The organism is Bacteroidota bacterium, from assembly GCA_019637975.1.
Classification (GTDB): domain Bacteria; phylum Bacteroidota; class Ignavibacteria; order UBA10030; family UBA6906; genus CAADGV01.
This window is the reverse complement of sequence record JAHBUR010000012.1, coordinates 88,594-103,509: the sequence shown is the minus strand read 5'-3', so window position 1 is coordinate 103,509 and position 14,916 is coordinate 88,594. Positions and strand designations below refer to the sequence as shown.

Annotated in this window: 14 protein-coding genes; 11 read left to right on the top strand and 3 right to left on the bottom strand. The window is 52.0% G+C overall.

What is annotated here, in order from left to right:
- Window positions 1–8: 8 nt before the first annotated feature.
- From KF749_08795 to KF749_08785, 3 genes are all read right to left on the bottom strand, one after another.
- Entirely contained in the window at window positions 9–4,385 is a 4,377-nt protein-coding gene (locus KF749_08795) for a hypothetical protein (GenBank protein MBX2991253.1), read from the bottom strand.
- A gap of 386 nt (window positions 4,386–4,771) precedes the next feature.
- Entirely contained in the window at window positions 4,772–5,449 is a 678-nt protein-coding gene (locus tag KF749_08790) for a hypothetical protein (protein MBX2991252.1), read from the bottom strand.
- Window positions 5,450–5,604: 155 nt separating this feature from the next.
- Window positions 5,605–6,291, bottom strand: a complete 687-nt coding sequence (locus KF749_08785) for a hypothetical protein (protein ID MBX2991251.1) — start codon at window positions 6,289–6,291, stop codon at window positions 5,605–5,607.
- A 181-nt stretch (window positions 6,292–6,472) separates the two neighbouring features.
- Here KF749_08785 and ubiA point away from each other — a divergent pair, with 181 nt between their 5' ends.
- The 11 genes from ubiA to KF749_08730 all read left to right on the top strand — a co-directional run bounded on the left by ubiA (window position 6,473) and on the right by KF749_08730 (window position 14,658).
- On the top strand, window positions 6,473–7,312 hold the full coding sequence (gene ubiA, locus KF749_08780) for a putative 4-hydroxybenzoate polyprenyltransferase (protein MBX2991250.1): 840 nt from the start codon (window positions 6,473–6,475) through the stop codon (window positions 7,310–7,312).
- Window positions 7,313–7,357: 45 nt separating this feature from the next.
- On the top strand, window positions 7,358–7,759 hold the full coding sequence (locus KF749_08775) for a GxxExxY protein (protein ID MBX2991249.1): 402 nt from the start codon (window positions 7,358–7,360) through the stop codon (window positions 7,757–7,759).
- A gap of 79 nt (window positions 7,760–7,838) precedes the next feature.
- Window positions 7,839–8,390, top strand: coding sequence for a UbiX family flavin prenyltransferase (locus KF749_08770; GenBank protein MBX2991248.1), 552 nt, complete (start codon window positions 7,839–7,841; stop codon window positions 8,388–8,390).
- Window positions 8,391–8,459: 69 nt separating this feature from the next.
- Window positions 8,460–8,708 (top strand): hypothetical protein, encoded by a 249-nt coding sequence (locus KF749_08765; GenBank protein ID MBX2991247.1) that lies wholly within the window; start codon window positions 8,460–8,462, stop codon window positions 8,706–8,708.
- A 65-nt stretch (window positions 8,709–8,773) separates the two neighbouring features.
- Entirely contained in the window at window positions 8,774–9,115 is a 342-nt protein-coding gene (locus tag KF749_08760) for a retropepsin-like domain-containing protein (GenBank protein MBX2991246.1), read from the top strand.
- Between the two features lie 38 nt (window positions 9,116–9,153).
- Window positions 9,154–9,993 (top strand): DMT family transporter, encoded by an 840-nt coding sequence (locus KF749_08755; protein ID MBX2991245.1) that lies wholly within the window; start codon window positions 9,154–9,156, stop codon window positions 9,991–9,993.
- 87 nt (window positions 9,994–10,080) lie between these two features.
- On the top strand, window positions 10,081–10,557 hold the full coding sequence (locus KF749_08750) for a hypothetical protein (protein ID MBX2991244.1): 477 nt from the start codon (window positions 10,081–10,083) through the stop codon (window positions 10,555–10,557).
- Window positions 10,558–10,580: 23 nt separating this feature from the next.
- Entirely contained in the window at window positions 10,581–11,135 is a 555-nt protein-coding gene (locus KF749_08745; protein MBX2991243.1) for a hypothetical protein, read from the top strand.
- Between the two features lie 93 nt (window positions 11,136–11,228).
- Complete coding sequence (locus tag KF749_08740; protein ID MBX2991242.1) at window positions 11,229–13,007, top strand: menaquinone biosynthesis decarboxylase; 1,779 nt, start codon at window positions 11,229–11,231, stop codon at window positions 13,005–13,007.
- Window positions 13,008–13,048: 41 nt separating this feature from the next.
- Window positions 13,049–14,062 carry a DUF2235 domain-containing protein gene (locus tag KF749_08735; GenBank protein MBX2991241.1) on the top strand — a complete coding sequence of 338 codons (1,014 nt, stop codon included), beginning with the start codon at window positions 13,049–13,051 and terminating at the stop codon, window positions 14,060–14,062.
- The gene (locus KF749_08730) at window positions 14,059–14,658 is read left to right on the top strand and encodes an ORF6N domain-containing protein (GenBank protein ID MBX2991240.1); all 600 of its coding nucleotides are present in this window, start codon (window positions 14,059–14,061) and stop codon (window positions 14,656–14,658) included. Before KF749_08735 ends, KF749_08730 begins: the two co-directional genes overlap by 4 nt.
- The last annotated feature ends 258 nt before the right edge of the window (window positions 14,659–14,916 follow it).

Below are 14,916 nucleotides of genomic sequence, written 5' to 3'. Positions count from 1 at the left end.
GTCGGCTCCTATTGGAACGATGCAAACAGCTTGTCGGCGATGTTCTGGGCGGCGCCTTTCACGCTTGCCCCCATGTTCTTGAAATTCCAGCCTGTGAGTGCGAGATCAAAATCCCTGTTGCCGACTCTGGCGTCCAGCGCCATCTTCTTCACGGCGCCTGTTTTCAAATTGGCGAGGTCGGCTTCGAATTCGGCTTTTCGTATTACCACAAAATTACCGGACCCCGCCTGCTGTTGAAACTGGGAAAGCAGGTTGTTTGCCAAAGTCCACCGCCGTTCCTTCCCTTCAGCAAGCTCCTTTTGAACACGAAGTGGAGCTGCCTTCGCGATGGCAGCTTCCAGGGCTTTGCGCGCGGCTACTTTCGGGTCACGGGGAAGGAGAGGCAAATCGGCCCATTTCTTTTGCGCGGCGTCGCGAGCGCGTACTGCATCCTGCCATTGTAGTTCCGCTTTATCCGCTTCGGCTTTGGCGGCATTCTTTTTCTGCGTGACTGCATCTTTGATAGCCTGTCGCAACTGCGGTGCAACGGCCTCGTTGAAATCGTTCTTCATCTTCGCGTTAACGTTGAAGGCGGGCTGCAGGATGTTGATGGCAGCATTCGCCTTCAATTGTGCTTGAAAGACATTGAAGATCTTTGTTTCCGTTTCAAACATCGCCGAGGTCTTGTTGATGTGCATGTCAACGGCAGCGTCCATGAAACCAAGATTGGTCCGGCCAGCGAGGATGAAGTACTGCTCCTGTCGTGTGAGTGTCAGGTCCATGGTTGCCTGCTCGAGCTTCACGGGACCTAACGTGAATGGGGCTATGTTGCCCCGCGCGATGATTCCGTCCAGACTGATGTCGAGCAATGCCGAGGCAATCTCCTTGGTTGATGTGCCGCTGCGAAGATACAACATGCCACCGATGGCCATTCCACGAGTGATCCCCAATTCCGGTGAATCCTTGGGAGCAAACTTCAGTTTGGCATCTTTCAATCCTAATGGCGGAATGGCGTCCAACGGTATTCCCTGTTGTCCGCTTGCCGCGGCTATCTTGGCGTGCAGGTCCATGACATCATCAAGGCCGAACCCCGCCTCGCTTTCCCCATCGAACATGAAATTTGTCGGAACGCCTGTCGGACTGATCGCAACGAGAACGGCAACATCGATGTCCTTTGTCCCTATCACCATGTCTGCATTGAAGCCAAGTTGTACGCTTCCGGCAGGCGTCACCCCAAGCAAAAACATCACCCGATTAAGCGTCAACCATTCAATCCCAAACGGAGATTGCCATCCCTCTGTCGAAGCCATTCCTCCGGCAAGAATCAGACCCGAAGGACTTGCTTTGGTTTTCAGCAGGAAGGTAACATCATCACCTTCAATAGCGACGGTCAACGCACCGACAAGCCCGATCGAAGGTTGACCGGTAAGTTCGATGGCCATCTCGCCCGACCGAAACCACTCGGGTGCACCCGGAGGCTCGATTGATGGGAACACAGCAAGCAGATAGATATCCTGGAGTCTCCTCCCAAGACTCCCCTGCAGAAGAAGCGTTCCGCGCTCAACACCGAGTTTCTCCATGATGGGAGCAAGAGGGCCGCTTGACCCAAGATTCTCTCCGGGGATCGAGGCAATAAGGTTGAGCCCTTCTTTGATGACGACCATGAAGTCGTCACTGCCGTACGCGGCTGAGTAGAACTCAAACTCCTCATCAGACAATTCAACTGACGGCATCATCCCTTCGACGGTGCTGAAGACGAGCGCGAGATTCGAAAGCGTGAGGTTGTCCAGCCCGGGCATCGAGAAATTTGGGAAATAATTTCTGATGCTCCAATTATTCGGCTTCAGGCCGAGAAGGAATCCGGTCTTGGTTGCAGACTCGGCCCGCGCCACGATTATCTCGGTGGAGGAGTTCTGAAAAGATGTTCTTCCTCTCACCACCATTGAACCGAGAGTTCCGGGTCGGAAGGACATACTCAGTTCTTCGAGCGTTGGCAGGTTGTTGAAGAAGTCCGGAATTTCGGGCGGCGCGTAGTTTGGCGGCGGCGTTCTGTTCCTCCCGATAGTCGAGAATTCATTTCCCGCGTCTCCAAAAATCCCGTCGCCCAAAGCTGTTCTCAACACCAGTGAAAGTTGGAGACTCGCCAAAGCAACGGGATCAAATCTAACAACGACCTTGGGCTTCCAGTGACTTTCTGGTTTGGCGCCCTTTAGTGGTTCGGGATTTGTCGCCGCCCAAACACCGGCATGACGCCGGTTTTCAGGAGGATTTGCAGGCGGCCATTGGCCGGCATGCCGCGGATTCTCGGGCGGATTTGTCGGGTCCCACACACCGGCACGACGTCTCTCCAATTTTACTTGGGCGCTGTCGGATTCCTTTTCAAATTGTACTTCAATAGCTCCGACATTCGTGATTTGGGCAAAGTCGAACGAAGCCTTGAGGCGCAGGCCTCCTTCGTTGCGCATCCATTTGCTGATGTTCCATTCGAACTTCGGATCATGAACCCGGAAGACATTCTCAAATCTCTCAAACTTTACAATATCATCGAACTCCAATTTTGCAACAATGTCGGGTGTGCCCGGAGAGTCGAACTCGAATTCGATCATGCCGGTTACCGCAATCGTGTCGTTCAGGAAATTCATGCTTCGGAGGAACGGGAACGTGACCTTGCCCGTCAATCCTATTTTTGGAGCGAGCTTTCGTTCAAGCGAGTCCGGCCCTTGTATTGCCCTTCGTTTTTGTTTCCAAGAGATCCCGAATTTTGCATCCAACTCGGGAAGCCAGGGCACTTGTGAACGCATCAGGGGGAGTTGGGCCATCAGTTCCATCCCGAACGTTGTTTCCGTATAGTTCTGCGTCTGGCCGCCGGAGCGTGCGACCGCCCATTCCCACTTGCCGCTGATAAATCCAGTGAGTTTCAAATGTGGATCTTCGACTCCCCATGCGGACACGAAATCAGTCAATCGGGGGGCGTGTCGAAGGTCAAATCTAGCAAGCAAATTGAGGCCGGCTTTCACATCAATTTCATCCTCGGCTCCGAAAAAACCGGCAACAGTTGTAGTCGTGCCTGTCGCCGAATCAGAGTCTGTAATGAATCCCGCGATGGAGTCGGGTAGATCTGACGGCGCAAAACTAAAATCGCCGGGAGAGAGAATCAGAAATCCTTCAGTGAGTCCGTCAAAGACATCCGGAAATATCTGAGAGAGGAGGAACGGACGCTTCAACACCACGATGGTCTTCCGCAAGTCCATGCTGTTTCCCCAGATGCCTGCGAGCAGAATTTCGGCTCTCTCAACATCATTCCCCCATAAGCGTCCTTTGATTGCCCATGATCTCTTTTGTGGATTGAAATGGAATCCGCCGGAAGCTTCAATGGTTATGATCGTGTCGCGTGGCGCGACACTTGTGTCCTCCAATGCAGGCAGCGCAAGTGCAACCGTTCCGCCTGTTGAGTTGTATGCCGAAAGTTCCTGGCGGAAGTTCTCGAACGAACTGCCCCCGGGGTTTCCCAGTGTTCCTGTCGAGGCCCTGACGATTTTGAGGAACAACGGATTGCCGGACGGCGGGTGAGTGGGTGGTTGACCGATGATTTCCCTCGTGACGAATGTCCAGATCTCGCTCCGTCCCTGATTTGCCGCGGGCGGAAATCCGTTCTGGTCAACCGCCTGAACTTGCCACGCATACGTTTTGCCGGCTTCCAGTGTCAGTGCGCCGACGGGATACTGGAGATTTGTTGTGAGAAGATTGTCGTCCTCGAACTGGACAACATTGGCGAGCAAAGCCTGATGCGGCGTTTGGCCTGCCAGGATCTCAACCATTCTCATAACGTATCGAAGCTGGTAGGCGGGAGGAACGTTTACGGGAGTCCACGTAAAAACCGGATGTGCCGAATGAAGTGTGTCGCCATTCATGGGCAAGAAAAGTGTAGGTGGATTCGGATAGACGATCGTGAACGGTGCACAGACATTCGTTGCGAGAATCGTTCCGCTCATGTCCCGCAGTGTGATGCATGCGTTGTATTCACCCTCGGGAAGCCTCCCTGTTTGAATGGTTTGGGTGCGGATGCCGGCATCGTACGAGACGGTATTCCAATCAATGAAGCGGTCGGAATTGATTTGCGTGGGAACCGCGGGTTGAATGAAAACGGGATTGCTGTTTCCGGAAGCGAGGGTACTTCCGTTACTCCTTCTGATGGTGAGATGAATAATCGCATCAGCGGGAGCGGAAGTGTTGTTCGTGATTGTGAGTGAACCGATGGTAGGATTGTTTTCCCAGTCGCTGAGATATGGCGAGGGGAAGGGCTGCATGAAGACTGTCACGTTCCACGTTTGGGCATGGAGCGGGGCAAAGAGAAAGAGGATGCAGAAGAGAGGGAAGGACAGCTTGTTCATTGTTTTCCAAGCCATGGTCGCAACTCCTATGTCAGAGAACATATAGCTTTCCTGAAACTCTCGATCAGCTAACGGTGACTGTCAGCAGCAGAGGGAGCGAAGTTGTTGCCGGAAAATCGGGATCGATACCCGACTTGCATGAGAATGAATCATCCGGTCCGAAAAGTTGGGACCGATGAACTGACCTATATAACCAGATCAAGGATCATTGCCGAGCGCTGCGGGAAACAGGATAGAATATAGGAGGTATTCACTGACGGAAGGATAGAGATTTGGCAAACAAATGTCAACCGTCGGTAGTGTCTCAGTTTTGAGACACTACCCAATCGTCTTACACTCGTCCGAGTTGAAATCCGCCGCCGAATCCGGACAACCGGCCACATTCCGATCTTCTTATGGATTCAGTTTTCCGCGGCACCCTGATTAATCCAATTCCGGATCAACTGCTGGTTAGCCGATGAAAGCGGCGACGCGCCTTGCGGCATTTGCTGGCCGCAATCAGGCCCCGAAATTCTCTTGTACATCACACTTGAATCCGCAGAGAAGGGCTTTACGCGCAACGGCAGGCTGCATGCTGGTGAACTTGTTGCAGCCTGATTGACGAGATTGTCGTGACTGGCTCCCGAGGCAAGCGAAAACGGCGCAAGTCCGCCGGTAACGTGACATCCTGAAACTGCGCAGTTTGCCGTGAAGATTGGTTGGATTTGTCCGGAAAACGAGACCGTAGCCGCGCCAACCTGGATACTGATGGATAGCGTTCTTTGCGGCGATCCGGCATCGCCGATGATGATAGTGGAGTTGCCGTTGGCGACTGCCCGCACTGTCAATGTCGTTCCGCTGAGGGTCGGCACTGCAATGCTCGTAGTACCCGATGAGACAAGCGAATAAGGGGGTGTTCCGCCGGAGAGTGTTCTTGAAACCGAGTCGCCGACCGACAAGGTGGGAATTGCCTGACTGATGGAAATGCCCGTCGGGGTTGCGGGCGGAGTAGTTCCTCCTTCATCCTTCGAACAACTTCCAATGAGCAAAGCAATCGCCGCCGCGAAAAAAGAAGCTGTGAGAATTCGGCTCGTTCCCATAAAGTCCACCTTTTGTTGTGTGAAAGAACAGTTGTTATCGCCGGGAGAATACAGGGTGAAGCACTACTTGTTTATAACAAGAAGCCGGAACGTAAAGTTGCCGATGGTATGGTGTGTACCTCCTGTGCGTACTGTTCTTGAGGCGGCCGGGACTCTTACTTCTTTTTCTTTGATTTCATCTGCTTCAGCATGTCCATGGGATTTCCGCCTTCCGTCACTTTCATCTTCGAAGAGACGGTGAGTTTATCTTCCGGGACTTTTGCATTCTCCTCAAACTTCACCGCTTCCCTGATGACTTTCATGCCGGACATGTTTGTTTCAGATTTCAATGTCAGTCCCTTGTACACCCACATTTTTGTTCCAAGGTTCTTGACTTCCCACACGTCGCATTTCTTGCCGAGAAAAGTCTCGGTGCCGGTCTTTGTTGCGTTCATTGCCTTGAGGGTTTTTTCACCGACTTCCTCAAGGTCCTTGGTCTTGTGTGTTGCGCTGATCTGGGTGAGGAGAGTGTTGTGGGTTTTCGTCGCGGTGTTGGCGTCGCGGTCAAGCGCGTAGGTGAATTCTCCGTCCATAATCGTTTCGGATTTCGAAGGGATCGTCATGCCGCCCGCCTTGACTTCAGTCTCTGTCAGATTGGCTTCCCTCAGTCCCCACCGGTCGAAACGAATGGTTTCTTTTCCGCTCTGCACGCCGCTCAACTTGTATTCAACAATCGCAGAACTCATTGCATAACGCTTGTAGCCTTCCTTCTCGAGTTGGCTTCCGGTTTTTTGCGCGTGAGATGCTTGCGTAACCACGGCAAGGAGGGCGACAATCTGAACTAGGCAGATCGATCGGTTCATTGGTTTCCCTTTCTTGATTGTTGATGTGTTTAAGGATTGCGCACGAAACACCTGCACGCCGGGATGGGCTGATTCATTATACGTACCAATAGCGTGCTTCGCAACCCCGCAGGGAAAGATGTTTTGTGGAAGTTTCTGGAATTGTCTATATTGAGATCATACCAATCGAAAAACAATCCAAATCCCTGTGAAGAAGTTCTTCTCCTTTGTTAAAATCGAGCATACGCTATTCTCGTTACCTCTTATATACAGCGGAGTTATGCTTGCTTCGCGTAACACGGTTCCGCCGCTCAGAGTGCTGATTCTTGTTTTAACGGCCGCGACGGGCGCCCGAACAGTTGCATTTGCATTGAATCGGATCATCGACAGGCACATCGATTCCCGTAATCCCCGCACCGCCGCTCGTGATCTGCCCAGCGGCCGCATGACGATCTGGGAGGCAAGCTGGGTGATGATTGCGGGACTTGCGCTGTACTTCGGGTCGGCGTATTTCATTTCTGATTTTTGCTTCTACATGTCGCCCATTCCCCTTGCTGTGTTCATCATCTATCCAACGATGAAGCGCTACACCCCGCTTGCACATTTCGGGGTCGGGATGGGATTGGCGATGGGTCCGCTGGGTGGATGGTTTGCCATCTCGCCCTCGTTTGATAACTTGCTGCCACCGGCGTTGCTTTCGCTGTTTACCCTTTTTTGGGTGGCAGGGTTTGACATAATCTATGCGACGCTGGATGAAGAATTCGACAAGAAAGAATCGCTGTATTCATTCCCCTCCCGATTTGGCAAAGAGCGTGCGTTGCAGTTTTCCGCGCTGTTCCATCTGGTTGCGTTTGCGTTTCTGACGGTGTTGTTCTTCTATTCACCTTTTTCACTTCTCGCATTACCGCTTCTTGTGATGACAGGTTATCTCCTCTATCTTGAGCAGAAGAAAGCTGAGGATGTTGAACTGGCGTTCTTCAAGATCAATGCCGTCGCGGGATTCTCGGTTTTTGCGATGGTGCTCGTCGGAGTCTACGTTTGAACTTGGAATGGACACAGATAACACAGATCACAGCGATAATCACAGATGACGAAATACCTTCATCAAGATCTGACCGAGAAGATAATCGGCTGTTTCTATGAGGTGTATAACCAACTGGGATATGGATTTCTTGAGCGTGTATATGAGCGCTCGATGGTCATAGAATTGTCGAGATGTGGATTGGAAGTTAGAACTCAAGTTCCGATCAAAGTGCAGTACAAGGGAGAACAGGTTGGAGATTACTATGCCGACATCATCGTCAATGATTTGGTTATTGTAGAACTGAAAGCCGCAGAAGTTGCAGCGGAAGAGCATGAATTCCAGCTCATCAACTACCTCAAAGCCACTGAGATTGAAATTGGCTTGTTGCTGAACTTCGGCAAACAGCCTGTTGTGAGAAGGAAGATATTCACAAACGATAGAAAAAGAACAGACACACCAGGATGATCGCAGGTGGCAAAAAGGCAAACAGTGAAAATCAGTACCATCTGTGTTTTCAGTGTCCCATAACAGGCATTCAGCAACCATGAAAATCGTTGTCGGCATAACCGGTTCATCCGGCGCAGTCTATGCGCACGACTTCCTCAAGAAATGTCCTGCCGACAAATATCTCATCGTCAGTTCGTGGGGGAAGGTGTTGCTGCGCGATGAGCTGAACATGAGCGACAAAGACCTGAAGCCGTACATCAAGAAGCAATTCTCGGACGATGACCTTACTGCGCCGATGGCTTCGGGATCGAACTACTTGGACGCATTTGTTATTCTTCCTGCATCAACATCTACACTCGGCAAAATCGCATCAGGGATTGGCGACACACTCATCACACGAACGGCTCAAGTCTGTTTGAAAGAACGCTACAAGCTGATAATCTGCGTCCGTGAAACGCCGCTCTCCACGCTTTCTCTTGAACAATGCGCACGACTGTCGAGTTACGGTGCAGTCATCATGCCGATTTCATCGCCGCTGTATTTTGTTCCGAAGAGTGTTGATGAATACATTGGCGCATTCACGGACAAGGTGATGGGGCAACTCGGTATCCGTTCGGCAAAAGGCTGGCGGGCGGAAGAGTTCGAGTAAGTGTGGTCTATCAACCTTGATTCAGTCTGACTTCGGAAGTATATTGAAACAGATAAGGAGAGATGAAAGATGCCTAATGCAGCAAGGTCAATGAGCGCGATGGTGAGCAGTAGGGAACTTGAAATGAAATGGCTCGAAGACAACAAGGAATTGCTGGCCACTCTGAGTGGAAAGTGGATTGCTTTGGAGGGAGGCACACTTGTAGGCGCAGATGTCGAATTTGCCAAGGTATCAGACAAAGCGCGATCATCCGGCATAGTCTCTCCCTTCATTCTTTATGTTCCCGAGTCTGTCCCGGGTTCATCAATCGGACTGTAGGCGCATTGTATAGTGTAACATACAAATACAAAAGAAACTTTCGTTACTATCCTCTACATGACGGTGTGTTCCCCGTTATTGAGTTAGGCATAGAAGCAAATGGCAGAGCAGTTGATCTCCCTGCCATTGTGGACACTGGCGCGCAGCATACACTCCTTTCTCCCCAATATGCAGTAGACATAGGCTTAATCCCTGCTGCTGGGAGGCGAATGATTTTTACGGCCGCCAATGGATCATCTTTTAGTGCATTCGGGCATACAGTCCAAGTCAGGGTTTTGGATGAGACCTTTCAAGCAGAATTGTTTTTCCCTGAAGTTCAGCTTCGCCGTTGTCTTCTCGGAAGGGATCTCATGGCGAGGATGCAAATTGGCCTGAACGAATCTCTTTCGATTCTATATCTGTTCTGAACCTGAATTGATTCCGTTTCGGCGGCCAGAATACCTCCTTGCGAACCTTCATTCTCACCTCACTCACCCTCATCTTCTTCGCGTCAAACTCCATTCTCTGCCGACTTGCTTTGGCTCCGGGCCTTATTGATGCTGCATCATTCACATCCATTCGCTTGATAAGCGGCGCGTTGGCGCTTGCAATCATCCTCGCTGCGCGGGAGAAAGGCGTTCCCGCATTTCAACTGAACTGGCTTTCCGCTTTTGCATTGTTTAGCTACGCGGTTCCATTCTCGTTTGCCTATCTTCGCATTTCCGCCGGAGTCGGAGCGCTGATTTTGTTCGGTGCTGTTCAGGCAACGATGATCGGGAGCCATCTTTTCGAAGGGAATCGGCTGCACGTGCGGGAGTTGATCGGGTTGTTGCTGGCTCTCGCCGGGCTTGCGGGCCTCACGTTGCCGGGAGCAGATGCGCCGGATTTGCTTGGTGCCGGAATAATGGCAGTCGCAGGAGTTGCTTGGGGCGTGTACTCGTTAAGAGGGAAGGGCGTTGCCGATCCGTTGCGCGCCACGGCAAGCAACTTTGTTGTGAGCCTCGTATTCGTGTTGCCGATTGCTGCCGTGCCGGTGGTCGGGCGTGTTGCTTCCAGTGAGGGAATTCTCCTTGCAATCGGTTCCGGCGCACTCGCTTCGGGAGTCGGTTACGCAATCTGGTACACGGCGTTACGGGGATTATCCGCATCACAGGCCGGGATTGTGCAACTGCTTGTTCCTGTGCTCGCTGCGTACGGTGGAGTTCTCTTTCTTGACGAATCCGTGACCTTGCGGCTGGCCATCGCCGGTGTTGCGATATTCTCCGGCGTGACTCTTGCCGTGGTGGCGAGGACAAAAGTGCGATAATGCAGGCGCGGGTATGGCAATTCACTTCCACGCTTCGTATATTTTCTCGGGGTCTGTAATACGTAAAGAAGCAAGCAGGAGGTTCTCATGAAGTATCTTTCTCTGCTACTCGTCGCGGGACTGGTCTTCTTCGGCTGTGCCGAACAGCAGTCGGCTGTAGCTCCCGATTCTCAACGCTCGCTGGATCTTGACAAACCCGATGCCGCAACGCAAGTAACGTATCAGTACGTCGGTTATGCGCGGGATGGGTCGCCTATTGTCAGGGGGCAGTTGGTGTTGTCGGTTTCGCCCGCTAATGTCAGAGGAAACTGGCGATTGGCTTCGGCACTGAACGAAGGCCGCATCGGACCGCAGATTGGACGCGGCATTCTTACCGGCAGTTTCTCTGACGGCATCCTCAACATCAACCTAAATCCGAATAACGCCGACAACAATGTGCTTCTTTCAGGTCGCTTCGACCGCAATCAATACATCGGACAATGGAAGTGGGTTGGCTTTCGCGGCCTGATGAATGGCGGCACGTTTGAAGCACATCGCGTCGTGACTGAAGCGGTGGCTGAATAGCAAGTTTCAGGAAGCGGGCTGGCGTGCCGGTCCGCTTTCTTCTTTTCACAGTTTCTTTCCAAGTATTCTCGCCTGTGATGCAGAGTTCCCCAAGACGCCTTTTCGTTATCTGGTTTGCGATCGCTTCAGGACTTGCGATTGCGGTTGCAGTGTATTTTTTTCTGCAAGAAACGGCGCCGGTAAGCCTTCCTCAACACCTTGCTGATGCACAATTGATGCAGATGATTGACGGCGAGAGGGCGAACGAAATTCTCAACCGCATGCACGACAAGGAAGTCACTCCCTCCACGAATCTCATCGGTGTGTACAGCTCAGGCAACACGGTGATCTATCTCTCCGTTTACCGGTCCCGTTCCGATGCGCGGAAGGCGTACACGAAAATGGCTCGCAGCATTGAGAAAGGAAATCCGCTGTTTACCGACTACCGGGTTACACGGTTGGGCAATCTCGAAGCTTCGTTTTGTTTCGGCCAGGAACAGGATCACTATTTCTTTGTCAGCAGGAATTATCTCTACTGGCTTGCCGCGGATTCGCCTGTGGCGGAAAAGATGGCATCGTCACTGGTCGAAGGGCTGTAGCTGTTTTTCGGAACATCACCGTTCTGAAATATCCCCTCAAATTCCTATCTTGTAACCGACAATTCCTGATCGAAGCTATCCGAACCAATTCCCATGACGACCTACAGAACCTTAGGCGACTACGCCCGCTATCTGGAATCGGCAGGCGAGTTGCACAGAGTACGAGTCGAAGTTGACTCATATCTCGAAATCACAGAAATCGCAACGCGGGCCATCAAGGAACGACGCCCGGCGTTATTGTTTGAGAATGTCAAAGGCTCGAAGTACCCCCTCGTCATCAACACGATGGCAAGCGAACATCGCTGCGAGCTTGCACTGAACAAACATCCCGAACAACTCGGCGAAGAACTGATTCGATTTATGCTGGATGCGATGCCGCCGAAGCCATCTGTGTTCTGGAAGCATAAGCCGCTCGTTGGTAGATTCCTCAAGACTCGGAACAAATCCGTCTCGTCCGCTCTTGTGCAGGAGGTTGTTGAAGGGCCAAATCTCGATGAACTGCCGATTCTGACCTGTTGGCCGGAGGATGGCGGACGCTTCATCACGCTGCCGCAAGTCGTAACGTATGATCCCCGAAACGGAAAGCGCAACATCGGCATGTACCGCATGCATGTGTTCGACAAGCAGACAACGGGGATGCATTGGCAGATTCAAAAGGGGGGAGGATTTCATTATTACGAAGCTGAAAGGCTCGGTCGAGACTTCGAGCTGGCAGTCGCGTTGGGAACCGATCCTGCGCTGCTGATGGCAACAATCGCTGCCTTGCCGGAGAATATCGACGAAGCAATGTTCGCCGGATTTCTACGAGGCCAGCGAACGGAGTTCGTCAAAGCAAAATCGCTTTCCATCCAAGTCCCCGCAAATGCCGAGTTTGTGCTCGAAGGAGTTGTTCCCGCAAGAGAGAGAAGAATGGAAGGCCCTTTTGGCGATCACTTCGGACATTATTCTCATGCCGCTGAGTTTCCTGTCTTTCATCTCAAGAAGATAACGCATCGCATCAATCCCGTTTATCCCGCAACAGTCGTCGGCATTCCGCCGATGGAGGATAAATGGTTGGGGGATGCAACACAGCAGATTCTCGGCCCGCTGATCAAACTCATACATTCAGAAATCACCAACATGTGGGCGTATTACGAAGCGGGATTTCACAACCTGCTCGTTGTTGCTGTTGATCAGCGCTACCAAAAAGAAGCGATGAAGACGGCGTTGGGATTGATGGGGATGTCTCAGCTTTCTCTCACCAAATGTATCATACTCGTTTCTGAAGGAGTGAACGTCAGGAACTTCGACGAAGTGATGAAGAATGTGCGTGACAACTTCGATCCGCATTTTGATTTTGTGATGATTCCGAAAGTGCCGCTCGATACACTCGACTTCACGAGCTTCAAGATGAATTTGGGAAGCAAGATGATTCTTGATGCGACGATGAAGCAACGAACTTCTCCGGAATCGCCAATGAGGAATGATGGGGGGAACGAGAAATGGAGGGGAGTGAAATCTCTTGACCGGCGCATCGTTGATGCAAACTTTGTCCACGACGCTCTCTTGTTGGTAAAGGTGAGTGGAGAGGGCAGAAGTGTTGTCGAGAAGCTCGTTGTGCAATCCGACCTGGCCGGCATCAAGGTCATCGCAGCGGTCAGCGAGGATGTTGACATTCATGACAAGGAGAATTATATCTGGGGAGTGTTCACGCGGTTCGATTGTGAGCGGGATGTCATTTTCACGGAACAGAAACTTCACGGCATCAGCCCGATCTACAAAGGCGTGATGGGCATTGATGCAACGTGGAAGCCCGGGTATCCGAACCCGCTGAGGATGACGGACGAAGTGAAGAAGAGGGTGGAGGAACGATGGGACGCGTACTGGAAATAGCAACGAACATCCATCACCAATCACATCATCAAAGGTAACCCATGGGCAAAAACATCGTTGTATTCTCCGACGGCACGGGCCAGGAAGGGGGTAAGACGTACAACACGAATGTGTACAAGCTCTTCAACATGATCGAAGATCGGACGAAGGATCAGGTTGCGTACTATGATCGGGGGCTGGGCACGGGATGGAGGAAGGTCACCGGCAACATGGCGGGCATGGGAATTTCAAGAAACATCCGTGATTGCTACCAGTTCATTTTCGAAAACTTCGAAGCAGACGACAACATTTATCTGTTCGGGTTCAGCCGCGGCGCAACAACCGTGCGCAGTCTGTCGGGGTTCATTCATCTGTTCGGGATTCTGCCCCAATCAAGACCGGAACTCATCAAGCGGGCTTATGCCATCTACCGGATCAAGGATCAGGAGAGGCGTAAAGAGAAAGCTGAAGAGCTGATTGCAAAAAACCGGACCATGTGGTGCCGCATCAAGTTCCTCGGCGTGTGGGATACGGTGGCCGCGCTCGGGCTTCCGTTCACGTGGATGGATAATGTTGTCGAGATGATTCCCTGGTTCAAGCACCGCTTTCACAACTTGCGCCTGAGCGAAAGTGTGGAGAATGCGTATCATGCGCTTGCCATTGATGACGAACGTCTGACGTTCCACCCGACACTCTGGGATCCGGTAGTGAAGGAATATCAGAACATGCATCAAGTCTGGTTCAGCGGCATGCACACCGATGTCGGCGGCGGATATCGTGAGCAACAGCTCTCCGACATCGTGCTGCAATGGATGGTGGACAAAGCGCATGCGCACGGACTGAGGATCTACCCGCGTCACAAGGTAAAGATTGCGCCCGACCCCGACGGTGTCATGCACGACTCCCGCGGGAAATTTCCCGCTTCGTTGTTCCGCCGCGCCGAGCGTTCGTGGCCCGCAACGCACGGGACGCCGGTGGTGCATTCCAGTGTTGTTCAGCGGAAGCCTAATCAGAAAAACAACGCCGACCCGCCGTACAACCCGTGGATTCTTCGCGGGAAGTATGAGGTGGAATGAATCACGGTACGCGTCCGAGAAACGCGGATCAGAGTGGAAAGCCGAAGTCAAAATGCGCACAAGATGAGAGACATATCGTGGCCAAAGTGAAGCACTCCAAGGCATCATCCAGCATATTGGTCCCTGAATTCATCGAGCGAAGAATTCTCTTGATTCGAGGCCAGAAGGTTATGCTGGATTTCCATCTTGCCGGACTCTATGGAGTCGAGACAAAGGTACTGAAGCGAGCCGTGAAAAGAAACATCGACAGATTCCCGTCGGACTTCATGTTTGAGTTGACGAAGGATGAGTACGCAATCTTAAGGAGCCAGTTTGGCACCTTAAGATGGGGTGAGCATGCCAAGTATCTTCCCTATGTGTTCACCGAGCAAGGCGTAGCCATGTTGTCGAGCGTCCTGAAGAGCAAGCGTGCCGTGCAGGTCAACATAGAGATCATGCGCGCATTCGTGCGGCTGCGGGAGTTGCTCTCCACGCACAAAGACCTCGCCCGAAACCTGGCGGACTTGGAGAAGAAGTACGACGACCAATTCCGCGTTGTATTTGAAGCCATTCGCCAACTCATGACGCCCCGGACCCGCCGAAGAAAAGACCGATAGGGTTCGGTGTGGAAGAGCCGAACGTGAAGTACCGGACAGCAAGATCAGCATGATGAACACGACGAAACCCAATTCAACAGCGGGTCATCGCGAGCGGGTCAACAGGCTACACCGTCAGGCTGATGGTTTCGGAGGATTTTTGTTCTCCACTTTCTTTTTTAACCAGAAAGTCGATATTGTTAACTCAGGTCTCCACCCCACCCGCCAATGAAACGACCGAGTGCCCGCTATGCAGGCCGGACATGGCAGAGGGGTTGA

What these genes read in the sequence shown, in the direction of transcription:
- KF749_08795 (MBX2991253.1), bottom strand. Translation starts at nt 4,385, where the DNA reads ATGGCTTGGAAAACAATGAACAAGCTGTCCTTCCCTCTCTTCTGCATC.
- KF749_08775 (MBX2991249.1), top strand. Translation starts at nt 7,358, where the DNA reads ATGACGAAATACCTTCATCAAGATCTGACCGAGAAGATAATCGGCTGT.
- KF749_08785 (MBX2991251.1), bottom strand. Translation starts at nt 6,291, where the DNA reads ATGAACCGATCGATCTGCCTAGTTCAGATTGTCGCCCTCCTTGCCGTG.
- KF749_08730 (MBX2991240.1), top strand. Translation starts at nt 14,059, where the DNA reads ATGAATCACGGTACGCGTCCGAGAAACGCGGATCAGAGTGGAAAGCCG.
- KF749_08740 (MBX2991242.1), top strand. Translation starts at nt 11,229, where the DNA reads ATGACGACCTACAGAACCTTAGGCGACTACGCCCGCTATCTGGAATCG.
- KF749_08735 (MBX2991241.1), top strand. Translation starts at nt 13,049, where the DNA reads ATGGGCAAAAACATCGTTGTATTCTCCGACGGCACGGGCCAGGAAGGG.
- KF749_08790 (MBX2991252.1), bottom strand. Translation starts at nt 5,449, where the DNA reads ATGGGAACGAGCCGAATTCTCACAGCTTCTTTTTTCGCGGCGGCGATT.
- KF749_08750 (MBX2991244.1), top strand. Translation starts at nt 10,081, where the DNA reads ATGAAGTATCTTTCTCTGCTACTCGTCGCGGGACTGGTCTTCTTCGGC.
- KF749_08770 (MBX2991248.1), top strand. Translation starts at nt 7,839, where the DNA reads ATGAAAATCGTTGTCGGCATAACCGGTTCATCCGGCGCAGTCTATGCG.
- KF749_08765 (MBX2991247.1), top strand. Translation starts at nt 8,460, where the DNA reads ATGCCTAATGCAGCAAGGTCAATGAGCGCGATGGTGAGCAGTAGGGAA.